This window comes from Streptomyces sp. NPDC004610, from assembly GCF_040609715.1.
Taxonomy (GTDB): domain Bacteria; phylum Actinomycetota; class Actinomycetes; order Streptomycetales; family Streptomycetaceae; genus Streptomyces.
Map to the genome: position 1 here is coordinate 6,947 of NZ_JBEXLA010000061.1, position 16,887 is coordinate 23,833.

At 72.5% G+C, this 16,887-nt stretch carries 1 protein-coding gene (running past one end of the window); it reads right to left on the reverse strand.

Annotation, left to right across the window (positions count from 1 at the left end; genetic code table 11):
* Nucleotides 1–16,887, reverse strand: partial view of a toxin glutamine deamidase domain-containing protein gene (locus ABZX40_RS39570; RefSeq protein WP_355750293.1) — the 3' portion only. 11,079 nt of this gene lie beyond the right edge of the window; 16,887 of the gene's 27,966 nt are visible here — the last part of the coding sequence; its start codon lies off the right edge, out of view; the stop codon is at nt 1–3.

The following is a 16,887-nucleotide window of genomic DNA, read 5'->3' on the forward strand; positions in this document are numbered from 1 at the left end:
TCACGCCTGGGCGGCGGCCGGTGTCTGGCGGAACACGTCGTGGATTCCCGGGCCCTCGGCGCCGAGCGCCAGGTCGGGGAAGTTCCACCACTCCCGGCCCAGGGCACGGATCTCCGGCGGCACCCGCAGGAGTTCGCCGTCGCGGCCCACCTCCAGGACGAAGTGCTTCCCGGCGGCGTCCGACGGCAGGGTGAGCAGGACGCCCGTCGTGTAGTCCGCCCACCGGATCCGGCCGCGGACGTTCACGGCGTAGAGATAGCGGCCGGGAACGCCGTCCACATCGCGGGGCAGGACGATGGCCTGGGTGCCGTGCCCGGCCGTGACGAGGCGTTGCGCCACATCGGCGAGCGGGCCGTCCAGGTCCTCGGTGGCGTAGGCCGTCGCCAGGGTGCGCACCAGAGGGGCCGAGAGGCGTTCGCGGACCTTGTCGGCCAGGGCGGCGGCAGCCGGGCGCGGCTGGTCGCCGGGGTCCCGGAGCAGGTTGAAGACGTCGTGGCGGGCCTGCTGGACGGTGGCGGTGTGGTCCGGGCCGAGGCCGGAGCGCTGCCACTCCTCGCTGTTCGCCCGCTCCGCGTCCAGCACGAACTGCGTCTGGCGCAGCAGATCCGGCAGACTCGGGTCCAGGGTGCGCAGCCGGTCGGTGCGGGTGGTGATCTCGGCGCGTACCGCCTCCTCGAAGGTGTGGCCGTCGTGCCAGGCGGTGCGCAGCAGGGAGGCGAGGTCGCCGTCGTCGATGCCGACGTCGGTCGCGGACCGGTGCAGGTCGTCGTCCAGCGGCCACGACCGGTGCGTGCCGGTCGGGTCGATGACCGGCACGGTACCGGGCGCGGTCGGTACGTCGGCGTGGACGGAGCCGTCCGGCGCCGCCCAGCGCTGGTAGGAACCGCCGTTCGCCACGGCGACATCCATCCGGACCGGCACCCCGAGTTCATGGGCGATGCTGCGGACCAGGTCGTCGGGGGACAGCCCGAGCAGGGACGGCGGGTCGGGCAGCGGGAGCGGCGGCGCGGACGGATCGGTGGCGAGCCGGGCGTGCAGGTCACTGGCCTGGTGGATGAGCCGGTCGAAGATCTGCTGCGAGGTGCCGGGCTGCTGGAGCAGCGGGGCCGGGTCCCGCAGATGGCTCCAGTGGTCGTCCAGGAACCGCCGGGCGTCCGCGGCTGCCGGGGTGCCGTCGGCGCCCGGCTCCCACAGGGCCCGCTGCACGGTGGCGTACGCCCACTGGACGTGATGCCTGGCCAGCGCGTTGAGCTGGGCCCCGGCGTCGAAGCCGAGCACGGCGGCGTCGACGGGGCCGTCCGCCTGGGCGCGGATGGCCTCGGCGACCGCCCGGGGGGCCCGCTCGGGCGTGGCGCCCTCGGTGGTGGCGTACCGGGCGAGCAGGGCGGGGACGTCGTAGGTTCCGGCGGTGGGGAGGGTGGTCCAGTCGGTGGCGGGGCGGGGGGCCTGCGGGGTCCCTTCCAGGCGGGCCCGCATCTCCTCGATCTCGTACTCGAAGAGATGCGCGTACACATCGCCGGTGAAGGGGTCGCTGCGGAAGGTGCCGTGCTCGGTGGTGGGGCTCAGCAGGTGGTGCTCGTGCAGCCGGGCCTCCAGGGCGAAGCGGCCGGTGAGGCGGACCACCATGACCTGGCCCATCTGCTTGGTGTGCGACTCGCGGCGGTAGTTCTCGGTGTTCCCGGCCCCGTGGTTGCTGCCGGTGACACGGGACTGGCTGGTGTCGCCGGACGCCGAGTCGCCGGGCAGGGCGCGGCCGTCGGCGAGGGAGGTGGCGGGGTCGCTGGTCGCGCCGGAGCCGGAGGCGCCGACGCTGACGCCGGCCCGCCACCGGTCGACGCTGCCGCTGTGGCTCGTCCCGCTCTGGTGCTTGGCGTAGCGGCCGGTGCTGCCGCCGTCGGCGGCGCCCAGCACCTCCATGCCCGTGAATCCGCCGGTCATGACGAGGTCGGCGCGGCGGCTGGAATGGCCCGGCAGGAACAGGTTGTCGGTGAGTTCGACCTTTCCGTGGGCGGACAGTTCCCACATCCGGCCGGACAGGACGCTGCGGTCGAACAGTTCGCGCAGTACGGCGCTGGAGCGGGTGGTGCCCTCGGTGTCGGCCTCCGGGCCGAACATCCGGGTGGCGAGCCGGTTCGCGCTGCGCAGCCCCTCGTCCATCACGACTCCGGCGACATAGGCGTCCCGAGGCAGCGGCGGCAGTTCGCGCAGGTCGGGGGCTGCCGGGCGGGGGCCCTGCATGGGCCGCAGCTCGGCGAGGCCGCGCGGGATCTGGAGGTCGATATAGCCGTCGGCGGTGAGGGTCTGCGGGGTGGAGCGGTCGGCGTCCAGGCCCCGGTAGAAGTCCATGAACATGTTGTTCAGGGGGCGTCCGCCCATGTCGAGGCGGCGCACCTCGATGTCCATGGTGTGCCGGAAGCGGGCCTTGTAGTGGCCGTCCCAGGCGTAGGCGGTCTCCTCGGACACCGCGTTCTCGGAGCGGGTGACCCCCCGGTGGCGGCCCTCGCTGACGCTGACGCCGACGGTCTCGCGGTTGTTGGTGACCCCGGCGCCGAAGCGGGCGCCGAAGGACTGGCTGCTGTCACGGGACTGGGTGGTGGACTCGCCGACGTAGCTGTGGTTGTAGACCTCGATACCGGTGTCGGGGCGGAAGCCGATGACCTCCGGGTCGCCCCGGAGCATGTCGGAGATCTTGATCTCCACGATGTCGGAGAGTCCCCAGCCCACCGGGTTGACCAGATAGAAGCTCTGGCCGTGGACGGACATGAAGTTCTCCCAGAACGCGATGTCACGGCCGGGGGCCAGCAGTCCCTGGAAGGCGTTGATCCCGCCGTTGATGCGGCTCAGCTTCTTGCCGTCGCCCACCCACAGTTCGAGGTTCTGATCGCGTCCCTTGGCGAGCAGTCCGGGGGCCGCCTTCTCGACCAGTTCGTGGACCATGTCGTAGGTGGTCTTCTGGTTGTCGAAACCGACCTCGTAGATACCGCTGTGGCCGAGGATCCGGCCGCCCGCGTCCTTGCGGGTGAGGTACTCGGGCAGGCTGAGGGTGGTGACGGCCTCGCCGGGGACGCCGAGCGGGTCCAGTCCGTAGGCCAGGGCAAAGTCGGCCCGGACCTGCGCGCTCAGGATCGGCAGCGCCCCGGTCCGGTGGGAGTCGACCAGCATCGCGGCGAGCTGGTCGCGGGTGTGGGCCGGGTCGAGGCCGAGCAGCGCGAACGCCTGGGCAAGGTCGGCGTCGTCGGGGGTGTCGAGCTTCCACCGGCTCAGGACGCCCGCGATCAGATCGCCGCTCAGCCGGGTCTTGCCCTCCGCCCAGCGGGTCAGCACATCGAGGAGCTGCCGGTCGGACACCGGCACATGGCCCTTGCCGTACGCGTCCAGCGCCTCCGGCTCGGAGAGCACGAACAGCATGGTGCGGTCGTTCACGGCCACCTGCTCGCGGGTGTGGGACCCGGGCAGCACCTTGGAGTGCTTCTCCAGCCGGCTGACGACATCGAAGTCGACCTCGGTGCGGAAGGCGTAGGCCCGGTTGAAGTCGAGCTGGATCAGCTCCTTGCCGCCGGTCAGTCCGTGGCTCTGGGAGGTGTTGGCCTGGAGGGTGCGCCCGGCGTCGGTGGAGCCGGAGACGCTGCCGCCGAGGCCGGTGTCCCCCGCGGGCCCGCCCACGGCGGCGTCGTACTGGACGATCCGGACGCCGTTGGAGGTGGTGTCGGTGGTGTTGGTCTGGTCGAGGGAGAGATGGATGTTGCCGAGGACGTACTTGTCGTCGGTCGCCCCGGCGAACACCGTCTTGCCGAGCTTGGCGCTGACATCGACGCCGCCGAAGGTGTCCCGCAGGATGCCGCTCTCGAAGAACTGGTCGGAGGTGTAGGCCCCTTGAGCGATCTCCTTGAAGTGGGCGCGGATCATGGTGGTGCCGAGGAACGTGGAGAGTTCCGAGTCCGCGTTGCCGTGCACCCCGGTCAGCGGGCGCAGTGCCCGTCCGGCGGTCTCCAGGCCGCTGCTGTCGAGGTAGTAGATCCCGGCCTGGCGGAGCACCGACACCGGCGGTGAGGCGACCGGCTTGCCGGGTTCGCTGACATCGCCGAGCGGCAGCACGATGGCGGTCGACGCCTGGCTCTGGAGCCGGATCGGGTCGGGGTTGCGGGCGCCCTCCCCGGCCAGGCGCTGGATGCCGCTGTGCTCGAACTCCATGGTGACGGTGTAGTTGTCGAACACCCGGTGCTTGTTCAGGACGCCGGGGTACTCCATCAGCTCGGGGCGGTTCTGGAGGTGGCCGACGGTCTGGTTGGCGCCCACCTGGCGGAAGATGTCGAGCCCGAGTCCGGCGCTCAGCAGCCGCTTGAAGGCGGCGCTGATCCGCATCGAGAGCGAGATCCGCTTGCTGCCGCCGCTGGACTGCGAGGCGGCGCCCATGCCCATGGCGAGATTGACCGCGTGGTACTTGTCGGTGGTGCCCAGGAACTCCGGGTTCTGGCCGGACGGCGCCGCCTTCACGACGATCCGGACCGCGTCGACATCCAGGTTGATCCCGAGGGCGCCGCGCGGCTTGGAGAGGGTGATCACCATCCCGGACTGCCGGATCTGGTCGTAGTGCGACTCCAGGCCCTGCGACGAGATGTACTTGTCGATCAGTTCGGTGTTGGTGATCTGGCTGTCCAGGCCCAGCTTGTTGGCGATCCAGCGCACCCCGGGCAGCGGACGCCGGGTGTCGTGCCCGGCCGTGCCGGGCTGCGGCACCACGAACCCGTGCTGGGCGAGCACCTCGCTGATCCGGGTCTTCATCTCCTGGACGGTGCCGTCGTCGACCTTCACCAGGCCCATGCCGATGCCCTTGCCCTCCGCGACATGCGGGGGCAGTTCGGGGACGGGGGCGTTCGGGTCGACCGTGTCGCGGGCCGCCAGCAGATCGTCGCTGAAGGGCACCTGACGGGCGTCGGTGGTGTCGTCCGGGTTGTCGGTGACGGTCGTGACGTTCTCGTCCAGCGCGGTCTCGTCCACCGAGAAGCCGTTGGCGAGGGCGTCCTCCTCGGTCAGCCGCAGCAGGCCCCGGCTCGGCAGCCAGCCGGTCATCGCCGGTTCCTTGCCGGGCACCCACACCTCGGCCGCCATCACGAACTCCGCCTCATGGCCGGTCGTACGGCCCGCGAAGCGCGGCACGCTGACCCACAGCCCGGCCCGGGAGGCGCTGACGGTGTCGCTGTTGCCCCAGGTCATCGCGAGCGAGGCGGAGGCGTTGACATGGAGGTCGGGGGTGTCCAGCGGCAGCGGCATCAGATCGGCGGTGACATTGGCGAAGGTGACCGTGCTGGAGTGGGAGACGGTGTGGCTGCCGCCGGTGCCGTCGATCGCGGTCCGGACGTTCTCGATGTGCGCCTTGTCCGAGGTCTCGCCGACCCGGACGTCCCCGGGGCGGCGGACGGCGTGCACCCGGACCATGGCGCCGGTGTGCCCGTCGGCGCCCTTGAGGCTGAAGGTGTAGCCGTCGTTGACGGCCCGGTCGAGCTGGGCGTCCGTCGTCCACAGCTTCTGGAGCAGTTCGTCACGGGCGGCGCTGCCGATCCCGGTGTCGAAGCCCTGGCTCTTCAGGGTCGCCGTCACCGAGTCGAACAGGGCGGGCATGCCGGTGAGCCCGGAGGCGAAGAAGTACGACGGCATCCTGTCGCCGCGCACCTCGTCGCCGGTCGCCCGCACCTGCTGCGGCGCGGTCCCGAGATAGTGCTTGGGCACCCACAGCTGGAGCCGCTCCGAGGAGGTGGAGTTCAGGGGGGTCGGCGGGATGTCCCGCCACTGCCGGTCGGGGTCGGTGCGCACCTTCATCGACCAGCCGGGCTCGTACGAGAGCAGCTGGCCCGCGGTGCGGTTGTCCTCGACATGGCCGCGCTCGGCGTCGCCGATGCGGTTGGTGGAGCGGCTGGAGGCGTTCGCCGTGCCGGAGATCCCGGCCCCGCCGCGCAGCACGTTCAGCGGGCCCGCGCCGACCCCGAGACCGTAGGACAGGGCCGCGTTGCCGCGCAGCGCGCTGGTCGGGCCGCTGTGGCCGCGGCTGTCGGCGCCGATGGCGAAGGCGCCGGTGGTGTTCTGGTTGTTGATGAACGAGGGCCGTGCCTCGGGGCGCGGGTCGGTCGTCGGGAGGGGACCGGTGGGGGCGGCTTCCTCGGGGGCGGCGGCGTCGGGCTCCTCGGGCACCACGGTGTCGTCGGGGGCGGGCGCGTTCGGGTCCTCGGGGTTGGTGTCGCCGCCGCTCTCGTCCTCCTCCGGGATCGTCGTGAGCGTGGAGACCATGTTCCGTCCGCGCGCCGAGGGACCGTCGTAGGAGCCCTCCGGGTCCAGCACCTCGCGCGGATCGGTCGGGTCGAGCGAGACCAGCACCTCGATCGGGCCGAGCGGCACCAGCAGACCGCCGTCGGCGCGGTCGCCGTGACCGGCCAGCATGAACCGGTAGTTGCTCAGCAGCCGCTGCTCCAGCAGGGTCCACCTCCGCTCCGAGACGGTCACGCCCTCGGCGGCGGCCATCGCCCGCAGCTGGTCCACGACGTCGTTCACCCGGGGCACCCCGGCCCGGGGGATGCCGATGGAGCGCACCGCCGGGTGGGCGTCGACGGGGTCGCCGAGGCCGGGGATGTCCTTCGGGGGGACGGGGGGCGGGGCGTCCGGCAGCGGGTGGGGGTCGTCGGGGTCCTGGGGGTTGCCCGGGTCGTTCGGGTCGTCGGGGGCGGGCGTCGGGGATGCCGGAGGGGTGGTCTCGGCGTCGCTCCCGGCGGGGGCCGGGGGGACATCGGCGTCGTCGCGGACGGGGGACGCGGGGGCGTCCTCCTCGTCCTCCTCCAGGATGGTCGGGAGGCGGCGGTCCTCGCGGGCGGGGGTCGCCGGGGCGTCCTCGCCCTCCTCCGCCGGGAGCGGCGGGAGCGGCCTCGTGTCCGTGCCCGGGGAGTCGTCCTGCCCGGGTTCGGTGTCCGACGGGTCCGGGGACAGGTCCCGGCCGCCCGTGCCCGCGCCGGGGCCCCGGCCGCCGCCGTCCCTTCCGCCGCCGGGACCCCGGCCGCGGTCGTCGTCCGGGCGGTGCCCGGCGTCGGCGGTGGCCTCGGTGGTGCCGGTGGTGCCGGGGTCCGGGAGGGGCGCGGCGGTGGTGACCGTCGGGACCGGGGGGTCGCCGAAGGTGCGGTCCGGGCCGAGCGCCAGGTCCAGGAAGTTGCCGTGGCTGCCCCCGGCGGCCAGTTCGGGGAACTGCCAGGCGCTGGTGCCGAGCAGCCGCAGATCCTCCGGCGGGTCGAGGAGATGGCCCCGGGCGTCGACCTCCATCGTGCGGAACGGGCCGATCCGGCGGACCTCGGAGGTGCGGACCGGGGTTCCGGCGGTGTCGGTCCAGCGGATGCCGTTCCCGGTGTTCTCGGCGAACAGGGGGCGGCCGTCGTAGCCCTGGTGCCCGGCGAGGACCAGGGCGCGGGCGCCCGTGCCCGCCTCGGTGAGCCGGTTGACCAGCCCGATCAGCTCCCGGCGCACCGACCCCTCGGACGGCTGCACGGCGTGGGCGGCGGTCAGCCGGGGGATCACCTCGGAGTCGGTGAGCTGCTCGATGTCGAGGAGCGTCTCGCGGAGATCGCCGGTGTCCTCGCCCCGGGCCAGCGCCCGCACCAGCTCCAGGGCCTGACCGGCGTCGTCCACCGTCCGGTCCGGGAGCGCGGCGCGCTGCCAGGCCGGGTCGCCCTGCTGCTGGACACCGGAGACGAACACCGCCCGCGCGAACAGCTCCGGCAGCCTCGGGTGGACGGCCGCCAGCCGGCGGTCGATCTCGGACCGTATGCCCTCCTCGAAGCTCTGGTCGTTCAGCCAGGCCGTGCGGCGGACCACGTCGATGTCGCCCTCGTCCATGTCCAGATCGCCCGCGATCTGGTGCAGGGCGGGCGGCATGGTCCAGATCCGCTGGGAGCCGTCGGGGGTGAGCACCGGGACCGCGCCCTCGTCGCGCGGGTCGGAGGCGTAGGTGTGGCCGTCGGCGTCGGCCCAGTGCTGCTCCCTGCCGCCGTTGACGAAGGTGACATCCATACGGACCGGCACACCGAGGTGGTGGGCGAGGCCGCGGGCGAACTCGTCGGGCGGTGTGGCCAGATGGTCCGGGAGGTCCGGCGCGACGGGCGGGGTGGGGTCACCGGTGAGGGCGGTACGGAACTCGGCCACCTGGCGCTGGAGTTCGGCGTAGGCCGCTTCCCTACCCGCCGCGCCGCCGGTGTAGGCGTCCGGGTCGCGGAGGCCGTCGGCGACCCGGTTGAGGAAGCGCCGGGCGGCCCGCTGGGCCGGTGCGTCCTGGTCGGCCTGTTGGCCCCGGGCGAGGGCCAGGTCACGGCCCGTGGTGTCCAGTGCCCACCGGAGCCCGGTGCGGACGGCCTCCCGCTCGATGGCGCCGAGGTCGAACCGCAGCACCGCCCCCCGCAGCGGGGTGCCGTCGCCCTCGGCGCGGATGAGCCGCGCGACCTCTTCGGGGACCCGGTCGAGCGACGCCCCGCGGGTGGCGCCGTAGTCGATGAGCAGCTGGGCCACATCGAAGGAGGGGGCGCTGTCGACGGCCCGCCAGTCGGCGTCCGTCAGGGTCAGCCCGCCCTCGGCCTCCATCCGGGCCCGCAGTTCGGCGACCTGGTGGCTGAACATATGGACATAGACCCGGCCGGTGAAGCGCTCGCTGACATGGGTGCCGGCCTCCTTGGGCGTCAGCCGGTAGATCCGGTGCTGCTCGCGGTCGCCGGTCAGCTGGTACTGGCCGGTCAGCTCCACCAGCTGGATCTCGCCCTGCTGCTTGGCGTGCTGCTCGCGCCGGTAGTTCTCGTTGGGCGCGGTGCCGGTGTTGCTGCCGGTGCCGCGGGACTGGCTGCTCTCGCCGGAGGCGCCGTAGGGCGGCCTGGGGCGGCCGTCGAGGTTGACGGACGGGTCGGTGGTGAGGTCGCCGGAGCCGCTCGCGTTGAGCGCGCCGCCGGCCCGCCAGGCGTCGGTGCTGGCGGTGTGGGACGTACCGCTCGCGTGCTTGGAGTAGCGGCCGGTGCCGCTGCCGTCGACGGTGCCGAGGACCTTGAGGCCGGTCAGACGGCCGGACATGGACACGGTGGCGCGGTCGCCGGAGCGGCCGGCCACATGCATGTTCCGGGCCATCACATAGCTCTTGCCCGCCGATGCCTCCAGCAGATGGTTGGCGAGCTGGTTGCGGCTGAACAGCTGCTCGAAGATGGGGCCGTTGTGGACCTTGGAGCCGTCCGCGCCGGGGCCGAACAGCCCGTTGTAGAAGGTGCGGGCGGCGGTCAGCGCCTCGTCCATCACCACCCCGGCCACATAGGCGTCGCCGGGCAGCTCGGGCACCTCGCGCAGATCGGATACGGCGGGCTGCTCCTCCTCGGAGGGGCGGAACTCGCCGAGGCCGCGGGGGATCTGCACCCGGATCTTGCCGGAGGCGGTGGTGGTCTGCGGGGTGACGCGGTGGTCGGCGTCGAGATTGCGGTACCAGCCCATCAGCAGGTTGTTGATGGACCGTCCGGCCATGTCGAGACGGCGGACGCTGACCTGCATGGTGTGGTCGTACTCGACCTCGTAGTGGCCGTCCCACGCGTAGGTGGTCATCTCGGTGACGGCGTTCTCGGAGCGGGAGATGCCCCGGTGGCGGCCCTCGGTGGCGGTCAGTCTGCCCTGTTCGTGGTTGTTGGTGGAGCCGGCGCCGACCTTGGCGGCGAAGCTCTGGGAGCTGTCGCGGGAGCGGGTGGCGGAGCGGCCGGTGTAGTTGTGGCTGTAGTCCTCGATACCGGTGTTGGGGCGGAAGGCGATCAGCTTGGGCTTGCCGTGCAGGATGTCGGCGAGGCGGATCTCCACGATGTCGGAGAGCCCCCAGCCGACCGGGTTGACCAGGTAGAAGGTCTGCCCGTGGGTGGACATGAAGTTGTCCCAGAACGCGATGTCGCGGCCCGGCCCGAACAGGGCCTCCAGGGCGTTGACCCCGCCCTGGAGCCGTCCGATCCGGCGGCCGTCGCCGGTCCACATCTCGGGTCCCTTGGCCAGCAGTCCGGGCGCGGCGGCCTCCACCTGCTCACGGATCAGATCGAGGGTGGTGCGGTCCTCGTCGTAGGTGACCCGGGTGATGCCGCTGTGGCCGAGGATCTTGGCGCCGGGTTCGTCGGCGGTGAGGGTCGGGGGCAGGCTCAGCTCGGTGACGTCGGTGCCGGGGGCGGGCAGGGGCGGCAGCTCGAAGGCGTCCGTGAACCGCTGCCGGATGTCGGCGTCGAGGATGCTGAGCGCTCCGGCGCGGTGCAGTTCGGCCAGCTTGGTGGCCATCTGCGTCCGGGAGTGGTCGAGTTGCTTCGGCAGCGTGGCGAGCGAGTCCTCGGTGCTCTCCTGGCTCCAGCGGGTCAGTACGGCGGCCACGATGTCGCCGCTCAAGCGGGTGTCGCCGGACATCCAGCTGTTCATGGCCTCGACGAGCTGGCCGCCGGCCACCGGCACATTGCCGTTCCCGTACTCCTCCAGGGCGAGCGGTTCCGGGAGCAGGAAGAGCATCTCGCGGCCCGCGACGGTCTCCGAGTGCGACGCGTAGGAGTCGGGCACCAGCTTGGCCTGCTTCTCCAGGCGGCTGTCCACCTTGAAGTCGACCGGCACGCGGAAGGCGTATGCCTTGTTGAAGTCGAGCTGGATGCGCTCCAGGCCGCCGGTGCGGCCATCGGCGGTGGTCCTGTTCCACTGGAGGGTGCGGCCCGCGTCGGCACCGCCCTGGATGTGGCTGACCCCGTCCGGGCCGGGGCCGCCCGCGGTGACGTCGAACTGGGTGAAGCGCACGCCCAAGGAGTTGTTGTTGCTGGTGTTCGTCTGGTCCAGGGTGAGGTTGATCTTGCCGATGACGAACTTGTCGTCGGTGGCCCCGGCGAACCGGGCCACCCCCGGGATCGCCTGGATGGCGACCGAGCCGAAGGTGTCGCGGAAGATCCCGGAGTCGAAGAACTGGTCGGAGGTGTAGCTCTTGTGGGCCATCTCCGCGAGGAAGGAGCGGACCATGATGGTGCTGGTGAAGGTGGACAGCTCGGCGTCCGCGTTGCCCTGCGGTCCGGTGAGCGGGCCGAGGACCTGGGTGGCGGCCTCGCGGATGCCGGAGGCGTCCAGGTAGTGGACGACCGCCCGGTCCAGCACGGTCGGCGGGAGCTGGACGCCGGTGCTGCGGCCGGGGTCGGTGGCGTGGCCCAGCGGCGGCAGATAGGCCAGTGACTCGCCGGTCAGCCGGATCGGATCGGGGTCGCGCGACCCGGCGTCGATCTCGCCCTGGAGACCGCTGTGCTGGAACTCCACGGTGACGGAGTAGTCGTCGGCCAGCCGGTACTTGTGCAGGGTCCCGGGGTATTCGAGAAGCTCGGGCCGGTTGTGCAGATGCGAGGCGCTCTGGCCGGCGCCGATCTGGCGGAAGGCGCTGATCCCGGCGCCTGCCCCGACCAGCCGCTGGAAGCTGACGCTGCCGTTCAGGCCCAGGGTGGCGCGGGTGCTGCCGCTGGTGCTGTTCCCGGCGGAGCCCATGCCCATGGCCAGGTTGACGGCGTGGTAGTTGTCGGTGCTGCCCTCGTAGCCGACCAGCCGGGCACCGGTGGCCCGGACGGTGACGCGGGCCATGTCGGTGTCGACGTTGATGCCGAGGAGGCCCTGCGGCTTGTGCAGGGTGAAGACCATGCCGGTCTGGCGGATCTGGTCGTAGAACGACTCGAAGCCCTGCCGGGAGAAGTACTTGGCGACGATCTCGGCGTTGGCGATCTGCCGGTCCACGGTGTTGCGGTTCGCCGCCCAGGGGGTGCCCGGGATCACCTGGCCGGTGGCGTCCAGGGCCATCGGCGGGAGCAGGAAGCCCTCCTCGACCAAATGGTCGACGACCTGGCGGCGCAGGGTGGCGACGGTGGTGTCCGGGACGTCGACCAGGCCCATGCCGATGCCCTTGCCCGCCAGCACGAAGGGGGGCGGCTTGCTGAACGGCGAGTCCGGGTCGAGGGTGTCCTTGGTCTTCAGCATGCCGGGGGTGTAGGGCACGGTTCCGGGACGGTTGCCGCCGACCGGGTCGGGGACGACGGTGCCGGTGTCGTTCAGCGCGTTCTCGTCCACCAGCAGATCGAACCGGGCGGCGTCCTCCTCCGGCACCCGGACCAGTCCGCGGCTGCTGACGGGGCCGGTGGTGACCACCTGCTTGCCGGGGACCGCCACATCGGCGATCAGCCGGAACTCCATCTCGTGCCCGCTGGTGCGGCCGGTGTAGCGCGGTACGTCGACCCAGAGCCCGGCGCGGCTGGCGCTGAGGGTGTGGGAGGTGGACCAGTTCACCGACAGGGAGGCGTTCGCGTTCACATGGAGCGAGGGCTGCGCCAGGGGCTCCGGTATCAGATCGGCGCTGACGCTGGCGAGGGTGAGGGTGCTGGACTGGGCGAGGGTGTGGCTGCCGCCGGTGCCGTCGATCGCGGTCCGGACGTTCTCCACATGGGCCTTGGAGGTGGTCCGGCCGACCCGTTCGTCGCCGCCGACCCGGTCGGCGCGCAGCCGGATCACCGCGGCGGCGTGCAGATCGCCGCCCTTGACGCTGAAGGTGTAGCCGTCCTGGTTGACGGCCTTGTCGAGCTGGGCGTCCAGGGTCCAGATCTTCTGGACCAGCTCCTCGCGGCCGGGGCTGCCGAACGGCAGGTCGATGTTCTGCTGCTTGAGCGCGGCCAGTACCGAGTCGAACAGCCGGGGCAGATTGGTGAGTCCGGAGGCGAAGAAGTACGAGGGCAGCCCGTCCCGGTTGACCTCGGTGCCGACCGCCCTGACCTGGGTGGGGGCGGTGGCGAGATAGTGCTCGGGCATCCACAGCAGCAGGCTCTCGGGGGAGGTGCTGGTGTCCGGCACGGTCGAGGGGATCTCGCTCCAGGGCCGGTTGCCGTCGGTGCGCAGCTTCATCGACCAGTTGGGCTTGAGGGACAGGAGCCGGGAGTTGGCCCGGGTGTCCTCGACCCGGCCGACCTCGGCGTCCCCGATCCGGTTGGTGGAGCGGCTGGAGGCGTTGGCGGTGCCGGAGACCCCGACGCCCAGCCGGAGCGAGTTCAGCGGGCCGACGCCGAGGCCGAGGCCGAACGACAGGTTGGCGTTGCCCCGCAGTGCGCTGGTCGGGCCGCTGTGGCTCTGGTTCTCGGCGCCGATGGCGAAGGAGCCGTTGATGGTCTCGTTGCCGTGGAAGCGGGCCTTGCCCGGTGGGCGGGGGTCGGTGAGGGGCTTGGGGCCGGTGCCTGCCGGGGCGGGGGCGTCCGCCTCCGCGTCCGATTCCTCCGGGATGGGTGCCAGCCCCTGCCCCGGCTGCCGCGAGGGCGCGGGCAGTCCGCTGCCGGTGACGGGGCGACGGTCGTAGACCCCTTCCGGGCCCAGCACCTGGTGGGCGTCGTCCGGGTCGAGGGAGATCAGCAGTTCGGCGCCGTTGTCCAGCGGCACCAGCAGTCCGCCGCCGGTGAAGGCGTCATGGCCCTCGATCAGATAGCGGTAGTTGCTGAGCAGCCGCTGCGGCAGCGCGCCGAGGGTGTCCTCGGAGACGGTGACCCCGGCCTCCTCCAGCAGGCCGCGCACCGTGGTGAGCACCTCCGGCATGTGCGGGAGTCCGGCCCGGGGGACGCCCATGGGGCGGGCTCCCGGGTGCAGCTGGACGGGGTCGGTGAGGACGGCGACCGGCGGGGTCGGGGAGGGCGGCGGCGAGGACGGCGGCTCGAAGGTGCCCTCCTCGCCGGTGTCGACGGCATCGGTGCTGTCCACGCTGTCCGCGTCGGTGACGCCGGAGGGGCCGGGTTCCAGGAGGGACGCGGCGAGGGGGACGGGGCTCGGCTCGCGGGCCGTGTCCAGCGGCTGGGTGTCCAGCGGCTGGGTGTCGGCCGTGGTGTCGGCGGTGGTGTCGGCGGTGCCGGTCTCCAGGCCGAGGGCGCGGTTCCAGTAGGCGGTCATGCCGTCGCCCAGGGTCGCGTCGACGAGGTGGCGCACCTCGGGGCCCAGCGTCCGCAGTTCCGGCGGCGGGTCGAGCAGGCCGCCCCGCCCGTCGGACGCCAGCGCGTGGAAGGTCTCCAGGGTCCGCAGCTCCGCCTCGGGCACCCGGTCGCCGGTGGGACCGGACCACTGGACCGTGCCGCCGGTCCGCTCCCCGAAGACCACGGGTGACTCCGGGCGGCCGGTGAACAGGGCCGCCCGCGCGCCGTCACCGGCCAGGGTGAGGGCCTGGGTCAGCGCGGTCAGCGCGCCGGGGCCGGTGTGCTCGCGGACGGCCGCCGCCGCCAGCAGTGTGCCGAAGGTGTCGGTGTCCACCAGGGACCGGATGTCCTGCGCGGAGACCGGCGGCCCGGTCTCCGCCGGGTCCTCCCCCGCCATCAGTTGCCGGACGAGGGTCAGCGCCGTACCCGCGTCGGACTCCGACCGCTGCAACCGGCCGTCCGGCAGTTCGGCCAGCGGGCTCGGCTCGAACCCGGCGGTCAGGAACTCCGCCCGGCGGACCAGGGCCGGCAGCTCCGGGTCCACGGCGGCGAGCCGGTCGTCGATCTCGGTCCGGACCGCCTGCTCGAAGGTCTGCCCGGACTGCCACGCGGTGTGGAAGTGGGTGAGCAGACGGCCCTGGTCGACCCCGGTGTCCCGGGCGAGGGTCGCGACCTCGTCCGGCAGGGGCCAGCTCTGCCGGGCCCCGTCCGGGGTGATCAGCGGGACGGCTCCGGCGCGGCGCGGGTCGGTGGCGTGGACATAGCCCTCGCCCTGGGCCCACAGCCGGGAGGTGGTGCCGTCGGGCAGGGTGACGTCCAGGCGGACCGGGGCGCCGAGTTCATGGGCGATGTCCCGGAGCAGTTCCTGCGGGGACCGGGTCAGGAAGCGGGACGGGTCGAGCACCGGGCGGGCGTCCGGGTTCCCGGCGGTGATCTGGGCGTGGATCGCGCGGACCTCGTCGGCGAGCGCGTCGAAGCGCTCGTCCAGGGTGCCCGGCCCGTCGAGCAGGGTCTCCGGCCGGTCGAGCCGGGCCTCGTGGGTGACCAGGAAGCGGGCGGCCCGGCGCGCGGTGGCGGGGTCCACGTGCTGGTCGTTCAGGGCCTGGCGGACGGTGTCCAGCGCCCACTGCGTCTGGGCCCGCGCCACCTGCCGGGTGTCGAACCGCAGCACGGCCGCGGTCGTCGGGCCGTCCTGCTGGGCGCGGATGGCCTGGGCGACACCCCGGGCGGCCCGGTCGGGGGTCACCCCGGGGGTGGTGGCGTACTCGGCGAGGAGTCTCGGCAGGTCGAAGGCGGGGGCGCGGCGCAGGGCCCGCCAGTCGGTGACCGGGGGGATCCGCTGCTGGTCCGCCATCCGGGCCCGGAGTTCGGCGATCTCGCCCTCGAAGAGATGGAGGTAGACATCGCCGGTGAAGCGCTGGCTGCGGTGGGTGCCGGCCGGGGTGGGCTTACTGGAGAACAGCTGGTGGTCGAAGCGCTCGCCGGTCAGCTCGAACTCGCCGGTCACCCGGACCACCTGGATCTCGCCGGTCTGCTTGGCGTGCTGCTCGCGGCGGTAGTTCTCCGGGTGGGCCACCCCGAGGTTGCCGCCGGTCGTCCGGGACTGGCTGGTGTCGCCGGTGCCGGAGTAGGGCGGGATGGGCCGTCCGTCGCCGTTGGTGGCGGGGTCGTGGGTGGCGAGGGTGCCGGAGCCGTTGACGCTGAAGGTGGCGGAGGGCCGCAGCCGGTCCTCGCTGGCGCTGTGGGACGTACCGCTCTGGTGCTTGGAGTAGCGGCCGATGCCGCTGCCCTCGACGGTGCCGACGATCTCCAGGCCGGTCAGCTTGCCGGCCATCGAGATGGTGGCGCGCTCGCTCTCCCGGCCGGAGATGTGGAAGTTGTCGGCCATGACATAGGTCTTGCCGGCGGTCGCCTCCAGCAGATGGTTGGCGAGCTGACTGCGGCCGAACAGCTGCTCGAAGATGGGGCTGTTGCGGACCTTGGCACCATCGGCGTCGGGACCGAACATATCGATCATGAAGCGGCGGGCCACGGACAGCGCCTCGTCCATGACCACCCCGCTGACATAGGTGTCGCCGGGCAGCTCGGGCACCTCGCGCAGATCCCGGGAGGACGGCATCCCGGGGCCCTGCCAGGACTTGAACTCGGCGAGCCCGCGCGGGATCTGGAGATCGAGGTACCCGGACTCGGAGTCGGTGAGGGTGGTGGAGCGGTCGGGGTCGAGGTTGCGGTACCAGCCCATCAGCAGGTTGTTCAGCGGCCGGCCGGCCATGTCGAGACGGCGGACCTCGACGTTCATCCGGTGCTGGAAGCGGACGTCGTAGCGGCCGTCCCAGGCGTAGGCGGTCATCTCGGTGACGGCGTTCTCGGAGCGGTTGACCCCGCGGTGGCGGCCCTCGCCCACGCCCACGTTCAGCTGGTCGTGGTTCTGGGCGACCCCGCCGCCGAGCTTGGCGGTGACGGAGTTGGTGACATCGGTCGACCCGGCGGTCCACCGGCCGAAGTAGGCGTGGCTGTAGTCCTCGGTACCGGTGCCGGGGCGGAAGCCGAGCAGCTGGGGGTCGCCGCTGAGGACATCGGAGAGCCGGATCTCCACGATGTCGGTGAGTCCCCAGCCCACCGGGTTCACCAGATAGAAGACCTGGCCGTGGGTGGACATGAAGTTGTCCCAGAACGCGATGTCCCGTCCCGGGGCCAGCAGCGCCTGGAGGGTGTTGATGCCGCCCTGGAGACGGCCGAGCTTGTGCTCCCCGTCGCCGATCCACAGCTGGGGGTCCGTGGCCAGCAGTCCGGGCGCGGCCCGGTCGACCAGGTCGCGCACGATCTCGTACGTGGTGCGTCCGCTGTCGTAGGCGACCCGGGTGATGCCGCTGTGGCCGAGGATCCGGCCGCCGGGCTCGTCGCTCAGCAGGTA